Origin of the sequence: Microbacterium sp. SY138 (genome assembly GCF_039729145.1) — a bacterium.
Taxonomy (GTDB): Bacteria; Actinomycetota; Actinomycetes; order Actinomycetales; family Microbacteriaceae; genus Microbacterium; species Microbacterium maritypicum_A.
In genome coordinates this window covers 2,023,899-2,037,997 of sequence record NZ_CP155793.1, presented here as the reverse complement: position 1 = coordinate 2,037,997, position 14,099 = coordinate 2,023,899, and the positions used below count along the sequence as shown (strand labels likewise).

Here is a 14,099-nt window from a genome sequence, read left to right as displayed (position 1 = left end):
TCAGGGCTTGTACACGATGGCGATGTTCAGCTGATCGCCCTCACGTGCCCACGCGAGCCAACGCGGCTCGACCGTGCCGGTGAGTCGCTGGATGGGGATCACGTAGATCCCCTGGTCCAGCCGGCTCAGAGCGCGGAACTCGGGCTTCTTCGAGATCCAGATGGTGCCGCCCCCGTCCCAGGGCTCGAGGCAGGTGTACACATAGCCGTGTGCGCGCAGGTTGACCTGGTCGGCGAGGGCATCCGCTTGTTGCCGGAGTTCGGAGACGACCTCCGCGGGCACGATTCCGTCGAGGGCGAAGGCCGCGACGTCGTACACGTTCCCCTCGCCGTAGTCTCGTGTGGTGAGCAGCGTCAGCTCCGTGACGCCCTTGTCGGAGGTGCGGGTCCACAGTGCGTGCGAGCTCTTGGCCCGCTTGTTCATCAGGAACCCGCCGAAGTTCATCTTCTGAAAGGAGAAGTCGTCGAGTTTCGCTGCGATCACTGCACGTGTCGTCATGGGGTTTGTCTCCTCGTCCGGGAGGTCGCGGTCGGCCTCTCCGTCGAGCGAGCATAGGGGTGATGAGCACAGGGCCGTCCGACTCCGAACGAGCCCGAACGGCCGCCGTCCGTCGCCGCGACGGCGTGCCATAGGCTCGACCCATGCCCGCGCCGCGCACCCTCGACGAGCTCTGTCTGGGGCTCGGACGGATGCGCGCGAACGCGGGATCACCGTCGTATGCCGAGATCGCCCGTCGCATCGGCGGCCTGCGCGACGGCGCAGAGCCGCCCAAGGTGACCGTGTACGACTGCTTCCGCCCGGGGCGGAGGCGACTCGATGAACGCCTGGTCGGCGACATCGTGCTCGCCCTCGGCGGTGACGATGCCGAAGCCGGCATCTGGCGGGAGAACGCGCGTCTCCTCAACGGTGAGAGAGCGGGTGTGCACGTCGAGGTGACGCTCGATGTTCGGGACGCGGCGGGAGCGGACGTCGGACGGGAAGAGCTGCTGGCCTCGGTCCCCGAGGCCGAAATCCTCCTCCTCACCGGTCTGCCGGGAGCGGGGAAGACCACTCTCGCGACGGCGTTGGCCGGTCCGTCACCCGTGCTCACCGTGCATCTGCGCGAATCGGACGTGGATCGTCCCCGAGCCGACCCGATCGACGTCCTCCGGCGGATGCTGGGAGCCCTCGGCGTCCGCTCTCTTCCTTACGAGCTGTCGCGGCTGCGCGAAGGGCTGCAGTCCGCGGCGCGAGGCATGACCGTGATCATCGAGGACGCGGGCGATGCCAGGCGTCTCGCCGCGCTGCTCGTCCCCGGTGTGCGATTCATCGTGACGACGCGCGTCGACCTTGCCGACCTGGAGGAGCGGATCTCGGCGATGGGTGCACGCGTGGCGCGGGTCCTCGTCCCACCGATGACGAGCGCCGAAGCCCTCCGACTCCTCACCCATCTCCTCCGGGGGGATGACGCGTCGTCAGGGGCCGATGCCGACGCCGACGTGAACGTGCACGCGGATGCGCTGCGCCGCATCGTCGCCGTCGGCGGGGGTCTCCCTCTCGATCTCGCGATGCTGGCGGGGATCGTGCGGGAGCACGAGGGCTGGTCGTTCCAGGATCTCGCATCGCGGTTCGAGCACGAGCCTCGTGATCTGCGCATCCGCTCCGTCCTGGAGGCGGCGACCCGGTCGCTGTCCCCCTCCGAGGAAGCCCTGCTCGCGGACGCCGCCCTGTTGGACAGGGACATCGACGAAGGAGTGCTCCTGGCCGCGGGCGGGGCATCGTCCGCCCTCGATCTGCACCGGCTGCACGCCCGCCATCTGGTCGAACTGCGCGACGGCCGAGTGCGCATGCACGACACGGTCTTCGCCTTCGCTGCGTCTCGGTCACGATCACTGCGCCCGTCGTCCACCCGCAGAGGGTTCGTGGAGAGGTCCGCGTCTGCGGTGCTCGCGCGGATCCACGAAGATCCCGACTTCGCCGCACGTGCGGTCACGACGGTGCTCGCGGTCGCGGCGGCGGCCCGCGAGCACGGCCTCGACTCCTCGGTGGAGCGGCTGGCGATCGAGGCGCATCCCGCGCTCTCACGCTGGTCGTTCTGGAACGAGTCGCTGCGGCTGCACGACCTCGCGTCGCGAGGAGAGGGGCTCGACCTGGTCCCGGACATCGCCCTCGGCATCGCGCACTGCGCCGAGAAGCTCGGGCGCCTCGACGAAGCGTTGGTGACCCTGAATCGCGTGCGCCGCATCGCCTCGGGTGCGGCGCTGGCGCGCACGTGGAATCAGATCGGCAACGTGCAGCGCTGGATGAGTCACCTCGATGAGGCTGTGGAATCGTACGAACGAGCGATCGCGCACGCACGGGACGCGGGGGACCGGATCGTCGAGGGCCGTGCCACCGGGAATCACGCCGACACCCTTCGTATCCTCGCCCGCTATCCGGAGGCGCTGGAGCGCTACGCGAGTGCCCTGTCCATGGCGCAGGCCGAAGGCGATGAGCTCAACATCGCCGTCGTCCGTGGCAACCGCCCGCTCCTGCTCCTCGCCATCGGTCGACTCGATGACGCGGAGGTGGAGCTGCACGGGCTGTTGGACGAGTCGAACGGCGAGCCGCTGCCCTTCGTCCGGCGCACTCTGGCCCTCGTCGCAGAGGCACGAGGCGATGATGTGCGCGCCCGCGAGCTCTGTGCGACTGCGATGCAGACGCTGGCGACCGCGGGCGAGTATGGGACCTCTGCCGACCTCGTGCTCCTGCACGCGCGCATCGACGGACGAGCGGGAGATGTCCGGAAGGCGACGGCTGCCGCGGAACAGATCCTCCGTGAGGCGGAGCGCGCGGGCTCGCCGTTGATCGCGACAGAGGCTGCGAACTCCCTCGCCGAGATCCTGCTGTCGGCGAACACGGAAGACGCGGCGGATGCGGGCGCGGTCCTGCACGAGGCTGAACGACACGCGCAGGAGGCCCGGAGCATCGCAGAGGCGACCGGTGATCGTGCCGAAGTGGCACGAAGCGATGCGATCCTCTCGTCCATCGCGCGGGTGCGAGAAGACGAGGAGTCCGCCGAGGCACGCGCTCACGCTTCGGCACAGGTCTACGCCGAGATCGGGCATCGTCTCCAGAACGCCTGATCCGTCGCACGAGGGTCTGTCCGCCTCGCCTCCGGATGCCAGGATGGAAGCATGGACACAGCCAACCTCACCCGCGAGGAGACCGCAGCGCGATCCGCTGCCGTCACCGTGCACCGCATCCGCGTCGAGCTCGATCTGACCGGAGCGCCGGAGCGTGCTCGGACCGGGTTCCCCAGCGTGACGACGCTCGAGTTCGACGCGACCACCGACACGACGTGGCTCGACTTCATCGGCGAGGGCGTTCAGCGGGTCTCCGTGAACGGGGTCGACCAGGAGATCGTCTATGACGGGGCACGCATCTCGCTCTCCGGGCTCGCCGCGTCCAACCTCGTGCGGGTCGAAGCGGTCGGAACGTACAGCCGTTCCGGTGAGGGACTGCATCGCTTCCACGACCCCGTCGACGATGAGACCTATCTGTACACGCAGTACGAGCCGGCGGATTCGCGACGCGTCATGGCATGCTTCGAGCAGCCCGACATGAAGGCCGAGTACACGTTCGTGGTGGACGCGCCGACCGGATGGGAGGTGCTCTCCAACCAGTCTCCGACGCATACCGACCTCGGCGTCGGTGTGCAACGTGTGGAGTTCGCCCCCACGCTGCCGATCTCGAGCTACATCACCGCCGTCGCTGCGGGACCGTACTCCCGCGTGGATGGGGAGTGGCAGCGCGGCGAGCAGAGCGTCACGCTCGGGGTGTTCGTCCGGAGGTCGCTCGCTCCGCACCTCGAGGCCGAGGAGATCCTCGAGGTCACACGCCAGGGTCTCGACTTCTTCACCGACGCCTTCGCCTCCCCGTATCCGTGGGGCAAGTACGACCAGATCTTCGTTCCGGAGTACAACCTCGGTGCCATGGAGAACCCCGGTCTGGTCACGTTCACGGAGTCGTACCTCTCCCGCGGCGCGGCGACCGATGCGCAGCGCGCGGCTCGCGCCAACACGATCCTGCACGAGATGGCCCACATGTGGTTCGGCGATCTCGTCACGATGACGTGGTGGGACGATCTGTGGCTCAAGGAGTCTTTCGCCGACTACATGGGTGCGCACGCCTCAGCGGTCGCGACGCGCTATCACGATGCGTGGGTCAAGTTCGCCGCGAGTCGCAAGGCATGGGCGTACCAGCAGGACCAGCTGCCGACGACGCACCCCATCGTGGCGGACATCACCGATCTCGAGGCCGCCAAGCTGAACTTCGACGGGATCACTTACGCCAAGGGCGCCGCCGTGCTCAAGCAGCTCGTCGCATTCGTCGGAGACGAGGCCTTCTTCGAGGGGGCGCGGCGCTACTTCGCCGCCAACGCGTTCGGCAACACCACCCTCGACGACTTCCTGGTGCAGCTGAGCGCGGTGTCGGGGCGCGATATGAGCGACTGGTCCGCGGCATGGCTGCAGACGTCCGGCGTGTCGACGCTCTGGACGGAGACCGACCCAGAGGGACGACAGATCCTCGTGCAGACCGACCCACGGCCGCATCGACTCCGGATCGGGCTGTACGAGCGCATGGACGGTCGTATCGTCCGCCGTGAGCAGCGCGAGCTCGACGTGGTCGGAGAACGCACGGAGCTCGACCTGCCCGAGGCCGATCTCGTTTTGCTCAACGACGATGACCTCACATACGTCAAGGCGCGTCTCGACGAGGGCTCTCTCGTCACCGTCGAGGAATCCCTCTCGGCGATCGACGATCCGCTGGCCCGTGCACTCGTCTGGTCGTCGTTGTGGAATGCGACGCGGGACGGCGAACTCGCCGCGCAGCGCTATCTCGCGATCGTCCGCTCCCATGCGCCTCACGAGTCCAATATCGGGCTGCTGACGGGAGTCCTCGCGAACGCGATCTACACGATCCGCCATTATGTCTCCGCGACCAGCCGCGAAGAGGAGCAGCGGACGTGGACCGACGGCGTGTGGAGCGCGCTGGTATCCGCCGAGGCCGGCAGTGACGCGCAGCTCTCCTGGGCACGGGCGTTCGCGACCGCATCCGCTTTCGACGACGAGCATCATGCACAGGTGCGAGCACTGCTCGAGGGTGATGCGCCGGAGGGACTCGTCATCGATCCCGACCTGCGCTGGCAGCTGCTCAGCGCACTCGTCACCACCGGACATGCCGACCTGGCCGATGTGGCGGTCGAAGAGCAGCGGGATGACACGGGCGACGGTCGAACAGCCGCACGCCGGGCTCGGGCATCGCGCCCGGATGCGGCGGTACGTCGCGACGCGTGGCAGTCCGCCTGGGAGGATCTCGCGCTCAGCAACGATCACCTCGATGCCGAGATCAGCGGTTTCGGGGCCGGCGGGCGGCGCGACCTGATCGCCGGGTTCGACGCGGAGTACTTCGCCAGGATCGTCCAAGCCTGGGACGAGCGCAGCATCGAGATCGCACGACGGCTGGTCATCGGTCTGTTCCCTGCCGGGGACTCCCTGGATGCCGTCGACGCGTGGTTGGCTGCCAACACAGCGGCGCCGGCGGCATTGCGGCGTCTCGTGGTCGAGCAGCGCGACCACCTCGCGCGGGACCTCCGGGTCAGGGCCGCACAGGACTGAGCCTGCGCGGCCCCGGCTGCTCAGCGTCCGAGGGCCTCCTTCAGGGCCTTGCCTTCGCTGCTCTCCGCCATCGTGTCCCACAGGTCGGCAGAGCTCAACGAGACGTACACCCCAGGCGCTCCTTGTCCGCCGCATCCGTCCCCGTAGGAGACGACACCGATCTGATAGGCGGTCTCGCGAGCGGGCGGCTGGCGGAAGAGGGGGCCGCCGCTGTCGCCCTGACAGGAGTCCTTGCCGACGACCCCGGCGCACAGGTTGACGTCGGGCCGGAAAGCACCGTAGCTGAGCTCGCACTCGGCAGTCGCGAGCATCGGCACCTGTACCTGACGAAGACGGTCGGGGAAGTTGGCGAGAGCGGTGTCCGTGTTCCCCCAGCCGATGACGGTCGCACTCTGACCGGGGCGCAGCAGGGCGTCCGTCCCCTTGGTCGGCAGCTTCACCGGGACGATGCCCTGGACGGGCGCGTCCAGCACGAGGAAGGCGACGTCATAGGCACTGTCGCCGGCGAGGTAGCGAGGATGGACGATGGGCTCGGCGCCGGGGGACTCGGACAGCCCGCGTTCCTGTCCCTGCGTACCGTCGGACAACACCGTACGCCCCACGACCACCGAGACGCCGTCGACGTCGATCGTCGGCAGACCGGTGAGGGAGTCCGTGCCGGTGACGCAGTGCGCTGCGGTCATCACCAGCGTCGGGCCCAGGAGCGAGCCCCCGCAGAAGGATTCGCCGCCGGCCTGGAGCGAAGCCATGAACGGGTAGGCGTCGTTCGGGACCGCCTGGCCCCCGATGATGCGCGACAGCGCGCGCTCGTCCTGGTCCGGTGGGGTCGTGCCGTCATTCGTCGTGGCGCCTGCTGCGGGCCCGATCAGCAGGCTGGCGCAGATGACGGCGGCGCCGGTAATCCCGGCGCCGAGAATCTTCTTCGTTCTGGATCGTACGGTCGTCATGGTGATCTCCGTTCAGATGAGTGATGGGTAACACGCTACTGCGCAGTCAGTACACCATGTCCGAAAACCTGTGGCAAGGATGAGCCCCGAACGTCGGGCGCCCGCCCGCGCGGCATCAGCAGGAGGAGGAAACTCCGGACAGCTCCAGAGCGGTGTCGTGGCCGAGCGCGCGCAGGTCCTCGCGATCGTCGCTCGAATGGCAGAGGATGGCCGCGACGGCTGCTGCCCAGGCGCGAGCGCGCATCCAGGTGGCGTCGTCGTATCTCGATGCCGTCGCGCGCCGGAACACGTGTCGGCCTTCGGTGTCGAAGGCGAGCCACCCCGCGGCGAGATCGTAGGCGGGATCGCCCGAGGTCACATCACCGAAATCGATCAGTGCGGAGAGGCGGTCGCCGTCGACGAGGATGTTGCCGGGGTGCAGATCACCGTGGATCCAGGTGCTCTCGGCTGCTGGTGCGGCGTCCAGGCCCGTCTGCCAGAGGGCGTCGAGAGGCTCCGCGAGCGCTGGGGCGAGGTCGGCGAGGCGCGAGCGGATGCTCTCATCGCGAGCACTCAACGGGACGCCGCGCATGGGGTTCCGGGGCGCATCGACGGGCGCGTCATGGTGCAGGGCGACGAGCACCGCGGCGAGGTCTGCCGCCCAGGAGGTGTTGTCGCGACGGGCGCGACCGAGCGCGTGGCTTCCCGGAAGCCACGGCACGATCGACCACGGCCAGGGGAACATCGGCGTGGGTGCGCCGGCGAACACCGGAAGAGGGGTGCGGACGTTCGTGGGGGCGAGGCGGAGGGCGATCGCAGGAAGGGCGCGCTGTTCGTGCCTGATCAGAGGCGCCGCGCGTTCGCGGCGGGGGATGCGCACCGCGAGGTCGGGCCCGAGGCGCCACGTGACGTTGTCCCATCCCTCAGCGACGCGTGTCAGGGGAAGCGCTGCCCATTGTGGCGCGACACCGTGGAGGAGCTCTCGCACATCACGCTCGGCGAGGGTGAGCTCGGCGGCAGGGGAGTCCGCCATGTTCAGAGATCGAGGGATTCGCCGGGCTCGAGGACGAAGAACTCGCCGCCGCCCTGCTCCGTGGCCCACTGCAGTCGCTGTCGGTGCATGTTCCTGCCGATCACGGACAGCGTCATGTCGTGGGTGCCGAACGCGCGGCGCGGGGCGACAGCGAGCACGTAGTCCATCGCGTCACCGATCTTCAGCCAGGGGGCGCCGAGCGGCGCGGCCAAAGTACCGACGGCGACACCCTCGGGAACCGCGTAGGAGTCGCCGGGGTAGTAGAGCTCGTCGTTCACGAGGACCCCGACGTTCTCGACCGTCGGGAGAGAGGCGTGGATGACCTCGTGCGTTCCGCCGAAGAATCGCAGAGTGAATCCGCCGATCTCCACGGTGTCGCCGGGGGAGACCACCGTGATGTCGTATCCCTCGGCCGCGCGGGCGACACCCGCGGGCGCGAAGATCGGCGTTCCGGGCGCTGCGCGGAGGAGGCGGTCGAAGTGATCGGTCGTCCAGTGGTCCGGATGCTCATGGGTGATCACGATTCCCACCAGATCGGTGAGGTCGTTCAGGGGTGCCGTGAACGATCCGGGATCGATCAGAAGGGTCTTCTCGTTCGCATCGAGACGGAGGGCGGCATGTTCGAACTTGGTGACGCGCATGGCATGAGTCAACTCCTTCAGGTCGCCCACGGCAAACGGAATCGGTGCGCCACGCCCGGGATTCGTTTCAGGGCGGCGCCGATTTGGCGCAGTGAGAATCGCCGTGGCATACTTGAACGGTTGTCGCGCGACGGAAACGTTTCGCCAGACGGCCCCATCGTATAGCGGCCTAGTACGCTGCCCTCTCACGGCGGTAACGCGGGTTCGAATCCCGCTGGGGTCACACAACAGAGAAAGCCTCCGGTTCGCCGGGGGCTTTCTTGTTTCCGCCGTCCACGTGCCCGTGCGCTCAGACTGCGGGTTTCAGCGACATCGCCCGGAAAGTCCGATTGCTCAAGGGCAGGATCATCAGCGCCATCATCGCGCCGCCGAAAATGGTGAACGGCACCCAGAGTGCGGTCGCGGAGGCGAGTGCGCCGAATCCGGCCATCGCGAGCGGCATGAGGCAATCGTCGCCAAGACGGGTGAGGGACCCCATGCGACCGAGATATGCGGTGTCGACGGTCGCCGAGAACGTCGCACTCAGCAGCACCGATGCGTACCCCGCGGTGGCGCCGATGACGAAAGCGGCGGTACCGACGGTCCATGCCGGCCCGAAGCCGAGCGCCACGATTCCGGCGCCCTGCACGACCAGCGCCCAGAAACCTGCCCGTGCCTCGTGCCGCGGGCGCCACTTCGCCACCGACACAGCCCCGAGTGCGGCGCCGAGGCCGAGCAGCGCCTCGAACAGGCCGACAGCCTGGGCGCCCCACCCCTCGTCATGCGCCCTCAGGGCGAGCCCGATCCCGACGGCGGGTCCGACGGCCAGGTTCAGTCCCGAGAGGGCGATCACGAGCGTGCGGGTCGTGGGGTTCGCGGAGAGATGGGCGAACCCGCGCGCGATGCCGCGCAGAGCGGTCTCCTTCTCCGCACGGGCGAGACGGAAGCGGGGGCGCAGCCAGATCGCGATGAAAGCGACCACCAGTGTGAAGGTCAGGGCGTTCACGGATGCGCTTCCGGCGAGACCGGCGTGCGCGACGACGAATCCACCGATCGCCGCGCCGCCCATGGTGCCGAGCCGAGACGCCGTCTGCGCTGCAGCGCCGTAGCTGGGGAGGTCGACGGCTCTGACCAGCTGGCGGGCGATCGTGCCCGCCGACGGCTCGTAGAACGCATCGCAGACGCCGAACGCGATCGCGGCGAAGAGCAGCACGGCGACAGAGGGAGGAGTCGTGAGCACCCAGACCGCGACGGCGACCAGCACGCCGACCCGGAGCACGTTGAACACGAGCATGATGCGACGGGCGTCTGCGCGGTCGGCGATCACGCCTCCGAACAGCAGGATCACCGCCCGGGGCACGGTTCCCGCGGCGACGATCAGTCCTGCGACGGCGGGAGAGGCGACCTGCACGGCCGTCCAGGCGAGGGCGATGGTCCAGAGAGCGTCGCCGGCATCCGAGAGCGCCTTCACGCCGATCCACGCGTGCACCAGGCGATCGCGGCGGAAGGCGGGGGGCGCGACGATCTCGACAGGGTCGCTGACGGTCGACATCACGGCGCCGTCGGGAAGGCGTGCGCGAACACGAAGACGGGAGCGCGGTCCTGGCCATCGTCGAGGTCGATGTCGTCCTGCCACGCGCGGATCGTCGTGAGGATCCGCGCGGAGAGGTCCCGCAGTTCCTCGGGTGACGCCCAGGCTGTGGTCTCGGTGTTCGAGCCGTCGTACCCGGCGAAGGCCGGATCGTGGCGACTGCGATGCCAGCGCTGGAGCCGATCGATCTGCATCCGGATGCCCTGTCGCTGGGCCTCTCTGGCGAGCAGGGCATCGGCGGGCGAATCGGCGTAGTCGTCGGTCGACCAGGTGAGGCCCCGACGCGCGACCTTCCACCAGCTGGTGCGTCTGTCGCCCGCAGGATCCGGGGCGCGTTCCACGACACCGGCGCGCTCGAGCATGCGCAGGTGATGGCTGATGCTGCCGACCTGACTGTCGAGTGCGCGGGCGATCGCGGTGACCTGCGCCGTGCCGTACAGGAGCAGGTAGTCGTAGATGCGGCGGCGCAGCGGGTGATGCACGGCGGTGATCACGGAGATGTCTTCCACGGCAGACGACGCTAATCGCGGTTCACAAGATGCACAAGTGTTCTTGTATAAGCCGGAAAATCAAGAAGGGGCCAGCTCCCGTCACAGGGAGACGGCCTCTTCCTGACACCGCCCGCGTCAGGCTTCGACGATCGTCTCGTCTGATGTCGTCGCGCCGGCGAGGCGTCGGTTCCGTCGTGCGCGGCGGAGGAACCAGACGACGAGCACGACGGCGCCCGCGATCACGAGCCAGGGGAGGAGGAAGCCCAGGGCGATGACCAGCGCGTTCAGCGACACGACGAGCCCGTTCCATCCCGCCGTCAGCCCGTCGACGAAGCCGGCAGGGTCGGCGGTGGTCGGCGTGCTCGCCTTGGTCAGCTGCACCTGCAGCGATGACATGGCGACCTGATCGTCGAGAGCGGCGAGCTGCTGCTCATACGATTCGAGCTGTGCCTGGCGGTCTGTCAGCGCCACCTCGGCTTCGATCAGCTCGGCGACGGTTCCCGACTGCGCCATCAGCTGCGTGAGCCGCTCGACCGACGCTCGGGTGGAGTCGACGCGCGCCTGGAGGTCGATCGCGACCGATGTCACGTCCTGCTTCGACGTCGACGACGAGAGCACGTCGCCGGTGTCATCGAGAGCGGCGATCACGTCGACCAGATCAGCCGACGGCACCCGGATGCTGATCCAGCCGTACGCCGAATCGGCGGGAACGGGGGCCGGCTCGGAGGGGCCGTCGGCGGCGATCGACTTCCCGATCTCCGTGCTCTCGACGTAGCCGCCGTGCTCCTCCGCCAGGGCGGCGATCGCCGTCGCGGCATCGGGAATGCTCTTCACCTGGACCGTCGCCTGCGCCGTGGCGATGATCTGGCGTCCGGTGTCGGCCTCCGCGGTGCCGGACTCCACCGTGCCGGGGAGAGTTCCGTCCGTGCCGGAGCTCAGTGCGCCGTCGGGCAGCGATTCGGGTGTGATCCCGGTGATCCGCTCGGGGGAGGAAGGAGCGGAATCGGCGACGGAGCCGCCGGAAGTGCTCACGCCGTCGGCCGTGACAGAGGTGCCTCCGCCGACGGCACCGAGGATCGGCGGAGTCACGAGCACACCCACGACGAAAGCCGCAGCGATGCCTGCGCCGGTGAGCCAACGCCGATGGCGCGTCCGCGATCGCGCTTCCCCGACGTGCGCAGGGGCCCGCTCGGTGGCGATCTCGGCGAAGACCGCGTCTTCGATGCGGGAGATCGTCTCGTCCGAGAGCTCGGGCAGGTCGCCGCTGGTGGTCTGTTCGTTCATGCGTCTCTCGCTTCCGTGACGGCGCCCCGCAACTGCGTGCGCACTCGGGAGAGACGATTCCGAACGACCGCGTGGGTCACCCCGAGCTCCTCGGCAGCCGTCTGATAGGCGTAGCCCTCCGACGCGCACAGGCGGAAGATCTCGCGGTCCAGCTCGCTCAACGTGCCCACCTCCTGCGCGATCCGCGCTGCCAGCTCCGCCGTGATGACCTGTTCCTCGACGCTCACCGTGTCCGGCAGCAGGGTCTCATCGACCGCCTCCGCGGTGTGCGCCTGATCCCTCCGACGTTGGCGAACTCGATTCGCTGCCTGGAAGCGACAGATCGTGGCCAACCAGGGCAGGATCGACTCGCCCTGGAGCTCCAGACGGGGGAGTTTGCGCCAGGCGACGACGAACGTCTCCTGCGTCACATCCTCCGCGTCGGCCGGCGAGGCGAGGATGCCGTGCGCGATCCAGTACACAGGTCGCACGTGTGTGCGGTACAGCTCGCGGAAGGCGCTCTCGTCGCCCGCCGCGGCCTGCGCCGCCCATCTCTGGTCATCTGTCTGCAGGGGCATCCCGGTTCCGTTCGGTGTCTCTCACAGGGAGAGTGTCGATCGACGCCCCATCGTCTCAGATTCGATGCGGGAGCCGGGGGTCGGGTGGGGCGCGAAGATTCGGGCGTCATCCGCTCCCGCTGATGCCGAGGCTCCGGTAGCATTGCCCGGGCGAGAGGGAGTATCCCGAATCCGCGCGTAACGTCATCACGAGCACCGTCATCGCTGCTCCGGGCGCGCGCCGCACGTCAGTGCGGGGGAGAGACTTTCGACTCATTCCCGACCCCTCCGCGAAAGGTGCAGTGCGCCCTTGGACATTCCCGTCTGGTTCGAGATCACCTCGATGATCGTCCTCACGATCATCCTGATCGGCGACCTGCTCCTCATCCGGCTCCGGCCGCACATCCCGTCGACGAAGGAATCCACACTCTGGGTGGTCTTCTACGTGGGCCTCGCGCTGTTGTTCGCTGTGCTCCTCGGAAACGTCGGGGGCTGGCAGAACGCCGGCGACTTCATCACCGGATGGGCGTTGGAGTACAGCCTCTCCATCGACAATCTGTTCGTCTTCGTGCTGATCATGGCCCAGTTCGCCGTTCCGCGACGGCTGCAGCAGCAGGTCTTGATGATCGGCATCATCATCGCGCTCGTCCTGCGAGGGCTCTTCATCCTCGCCGGCGTCGCGATCGTCGAGAACTTCTCGCCGATCTTCTACATCTTCGGCGCCTTCCTCATCTGGACCGCGATCCGCCAGGCCATGCCGGACGGCGACCACGAGGGCGAGGTGCAGCGTGAGAACTTCATCGTGCGGCTGCTGCGTCGCCGGGTGGACATCAGCGAGACCTACGACGGCTCGAAGATCCGCACCACGGTGGACGGCAAGCGCATGTGGACGCCGATGGTCATCGTCTTCATCACCATCGGTGTGACCGATCTGATCTTCGCGATCGACTCCATCCCCGCGATCTTCGAGATCACCACGAACGGCTTCCTCGTCTTCGCCGCCAACATCTTCGCGCTGATGGGGCTCCGCCAGCTCTACTTCCTGCTCGGCGACCTGCTCGACCGGTTGCGCTACCTGCACTACGGCATCGCCGTCATCCTCGGTTTCATCGGCATCAAGCTGATCCTGCACGCCCTGCACGTCAACGAACTGCCGTTCATCAACGGCGGCGAGCACGTCGAGTGGGTGCCCGACATCAGCAACATGGTCTCGCTCGGCGTGATCCTGGCCTCGATGACCATCGCGACGGTCGCAAGCCTGATCGCGTCGTCCCGTGAGAAGCGCGTGGCGAGGCGATCCACCACCGTGGAGTGACGCCGGCGGCGGCACGCTCGCCAGCGGACGCCTCTCCTCTCATCCGCGTGACCACAGAAGCTCGGCGTCCAGGGTGAGGTCGATGATCTGACGAAGCAGCCCACCCATCGTGGTGGAGTTCAGCAGTGCATATCTGTCGTACTCGCCCAGGGGAGCGATCGCCGCGAGCTGCCAGGCCGCGGCGACCGGCTCGTCCGAGATCTCGGTGTCGGCGTCCCACTGCGCTCCGGGGGCGCGTGCGAGAGTGCGGCGCACGATCGCCTCGGCTTCGGTGCGGAGCGGAGTGAGCTCGTCGTTCCATTCGAGCGCGGACAGCGACGTCACCTCGGCGCGGGGGAAGGGGTCGTCATCGAGCCACTCCTCGACAGCGAAGCGGTCGGTGCCGACGGCGACGGCGAGCAGCGCATCCGCACCGGCGGATACGTTCACCAGCCGGGCCATCGTCCCGATACGACTGCGCCGATCACCCCCGCCGACCTCGTGACCGCGTTCGATGAGAACGACCCCGAATCGAGGGTCCTCCTCATCCAGGAGCCGGCCGATCATCGTGAGGTAGCGCGGCTCGAACACGCGGAGGGGAAGCGGCGTATGCGGGAAATGCACGGAGCCGAGGGGGAACATCGGGATGACGGTCACGGCACCAGTCAACACCGAGAGACGTAAA

At 68.1% G+C, this 14,099-nt stretch carries 12 protein-coding genes and 1 tRNA gene; 4 read left to right on the top strand and 9 right to left on the bottom strand.

Annotated elements, in window-relative coordinates; all coding sequences use genetic code 11:
* The gene (locus ABDC25_RS09725) at window positions 1-498 is read right to left on the bottom strand and encodes a hypothetical protein (RefSeq protein WP_167254261.1); all 498 of its coding nucleotides are present in this window, start codon (window positions 496-498) and stop codon (window positions 1-3) included.
* A gap of 143 nt (window positions 499-641) precedes the next feature.
* On the opposite strand from ABDC25_RS09725, the gene ABDC25_RS09720 reads away from it, so the two are divergent.
* Window positions 642-3,104 (top strand): tetratricopeptide repeat protein, encoded by a 2,463-nt coding sequence (locus tag ABDC25_RS09720; protein ID WP_021200412.1) that lies wholly within the window; start codon window positions 642-644, stop codon window positions 3,102-3,104.
* 51 nt (window positions 3,105-3,155) lie between these two features.
* Window positions 3,156-5,639 carry an aminopeptidase N gene (pepN, locus tag ABDC25_RS09715; protein ID WP_347122758.1) on the top strand — a complete coding sequence of 828 codons (2,484 nt, stop codon included), beginning with the start codon at window positions 3,156-3,158 and terminating at the stop codon, window positions 5,637-5,639.
* A 20-nt stretch (window positions 5,640-5,659) separates the two neighbouring features.
* On the opposite strand, the gene ABDC25_RS09710 is transcribed toward pepN, so the two are convergent.
* The 3 genes from ABDC25_RS09710 to ABDC25_RS09700 form a co-directional block, all read right to left on the bottom strand.
* The gene (locus ABDC25_RS09710; protein WP_208323568.1) at window positions 5,660-6,586 is read right to left on the bottom strand and encodes a serine protease; all 927 of its coding nucleotides are present in this window, start codon (window positions 6,584-6,586) and stop codon (window positions 5,660-5,662) included.
* Between the two features lie 115 nt (window positions 6,587-6,701).
* A complete protein-coding gene (locus ABDC25_RS09705; RefSeq protein ID WP_167254254.1) occupies window positions 6,702-7,598 on the bottom strand; it encodes a phosphotransferase in 897 nt (298 codons plus the stop codon).
* Between the two features lie 2 nt (window positions 7,599-7,600).
* Window positions 7,601-8,239 carry an MBL fold metallo-hydrolase gene (locus tag ABDC25_RS09700; RefSeq protein WP_029265478.1) on the bottom strand — a complete coding sequence of 213 codons (639 nt, stop codon included), beginning with the start codon at window positions 8,237-8,239 and terminating at the stop codon, window positions 7,601-7,603.
* Between the two features lie 150 nt (window positions 8,240-8,389).
* On the opposite strand from ABDC25_RS09700, the gene ABDC25_RS09695 reads away from it, so the two are divergent.
* Window positions 8,390-8,462 (top strand) — tRNA-Glu (locus tag ABDC25_RS09695).
* 66 nt (window positions 8,463-8,528) lie between these two features.
* Here ABDC25_RS09695 and ABDC25_RS09690 read toward each other — a convergent pair.
* From ABDC25_RS09690 to ABDC25_RS09675, 4 genes are all read right to left on the bottom strand, one after another.
* Complete coding sequence (locus tag ABDC25_RS09690; RefSeq protein ID WP_021200417.1) at window positions 8,529-9,770, bottom strand: MFS transporter; 1,242 nt, start codon at window positions 9,768-9,770, stop codon at window positions 8,529-8,531.
* On the bottom strand, window positions 9,770-10,318 hold the full coding sequence (locus tag ABDC25_RS09685; RefSeq protein ID WP_021200418.1) for a helix-turn-helix domain-containing protein: 549 nt from the start codon (window positions 10,316-10,318) through the stop codon (window positions 9,770-9,772). The genes ABDC25_RS09690 and ABDC25_RS09685 overlap by 1 nt, the downstream gene beginning before the upstream one ends.
* A 117-nt stretch (window positions 10,319-10,435) precedes the next feature.
* Entirely contained in the window at window positions 10,436-11,584 is a 1,149-nt protein-coding gene (locus ABDC25_RS09680) for a DUF4349 domain-containing protein (protein WP_167254252.1), read from the bottom strand.
* Window positions 11,581-12,141, bottom strand: a complete 561-nt coding sequence (locus ABDC25_RS09675; protein ID WP_029265475.1) for a sigma-70 family RNA polymerase sigma factor — start codon at window positions 12,139-12,141, stop codon at window positions 11,581-11,583. Before ABDC25_RS09675 ends, ABDC25_RS09680 begins: the two co-directional genes overlap by 4 nt.
* 289 nt (window positions 12,142-12,430) lie before the next feature.
* Between ABDC25_RS09675 and ABDC25_RS09670 the strand changes: the two genes are divergently transcribed.
* Window positions 12,431-13,435 carry a TerC/Alx family metal homeostasis membrane protein gene (locus tag ABDC25_RS09670; RefSeq protein WP_021200421.1) on the top strand — a complete coding sequence of 335 codons (1,005 nt, stop codon included), beginning with the start codon at window positions 12,431-12,433 and terminating at the stop codon, window positions 13,433-13,435.
* A gap of 39 nt (window positions 13,436-13,474) precedes the next feature.
* Here ABDC25_RS09670 and ABDC25_RS09665 read toward each other — a convergent pair whose 3' ends face one another.
* Window positions 13,475-14,071: an LON peptidase substrate-binding domain-containing protein gene (locus tag ABDC25_RS09665; protein WP_167254250.1), complete on the bottom strand. Its 597-nt coding sequence runs from the start codon at window positions 14,069-14,071 to the stop codon at window positions 13,475-13,477.
* Between the last annotated feature and the right edge of the window lie 28 nt (window positions 14,072-14,099).

What these genes read in the sequence shown, in the direction of transcription:
- pepN (WP_347122758.1), top strand. Translation starts at nt 3,156, where the DNA reads ATGGACACAGCCAACCTCACCCGCGAGGAGACCGCAGCGCGATCCGCT.
- ABDC25_RS09705 (WP_167254254.1), bottom strand. Translation starts at nt 7,598, where the DNA reads ATGGCGGACTCCCCTGCCGCCGAGCTCACCCTCGCCGAGCGTGATGTG.
- ABDC25_RS09675 (WP_029265475.1), bottom strand. Translation starts at nt 12,141, where the DNA reads ATGCCCCTGCAGACAGATGACCAGAGATGGGCGGCGCAGGCCGCGGCG.
- ABDC25_RS09720 (WP_021200412.1), top strand. Translation starts at nt 642, where the DNA reads ATGCCCGCGCCGCGCACCCTCGACGAGCTCTGTCTGGGGCTCGGACGG.
- ABDC25_RS09680 (WP_167254252.1), bottom strand. Translation starts at nt 11,584, where the DNA reads ATGAACGAACAGACCACCAGCGGCGACCTGCCCGAGCTCTCGGACGAG.
- ABDC25_RS09690 (WP_021200417.1), bottom strand. Translation starts at nt 9,770, where the DNA reads ATGTCGACCGTCAGCGACCCTGTCGAGATCGTCGCGCCCCCCGCCTTC.
- ABDC25_RS09710 (WP_208323568.1), bottom strand. Translation starts at nt 6,586, where the DNA reads ATGACGACCGTACGATCCAGAACGAAGAAGATTCTCGGCGCCGGGATT.
- ABDC25_RS09700 (WP_029265478.1), bottom strand. Translation starts at nt 8,239, where the DNA reads ATGCGCGTCACCAAGTTCGAACATGCCGCCCTCCGTCTCGATGCGAAC.
- ABDC25_RS09725 (WP_167254261.1), bottom strand. Translation starts at nt 498, where the DNA reads ATGACGACACGTGCAGTGATCGCAGCGAAACTCGACGACTTCTCCTTT.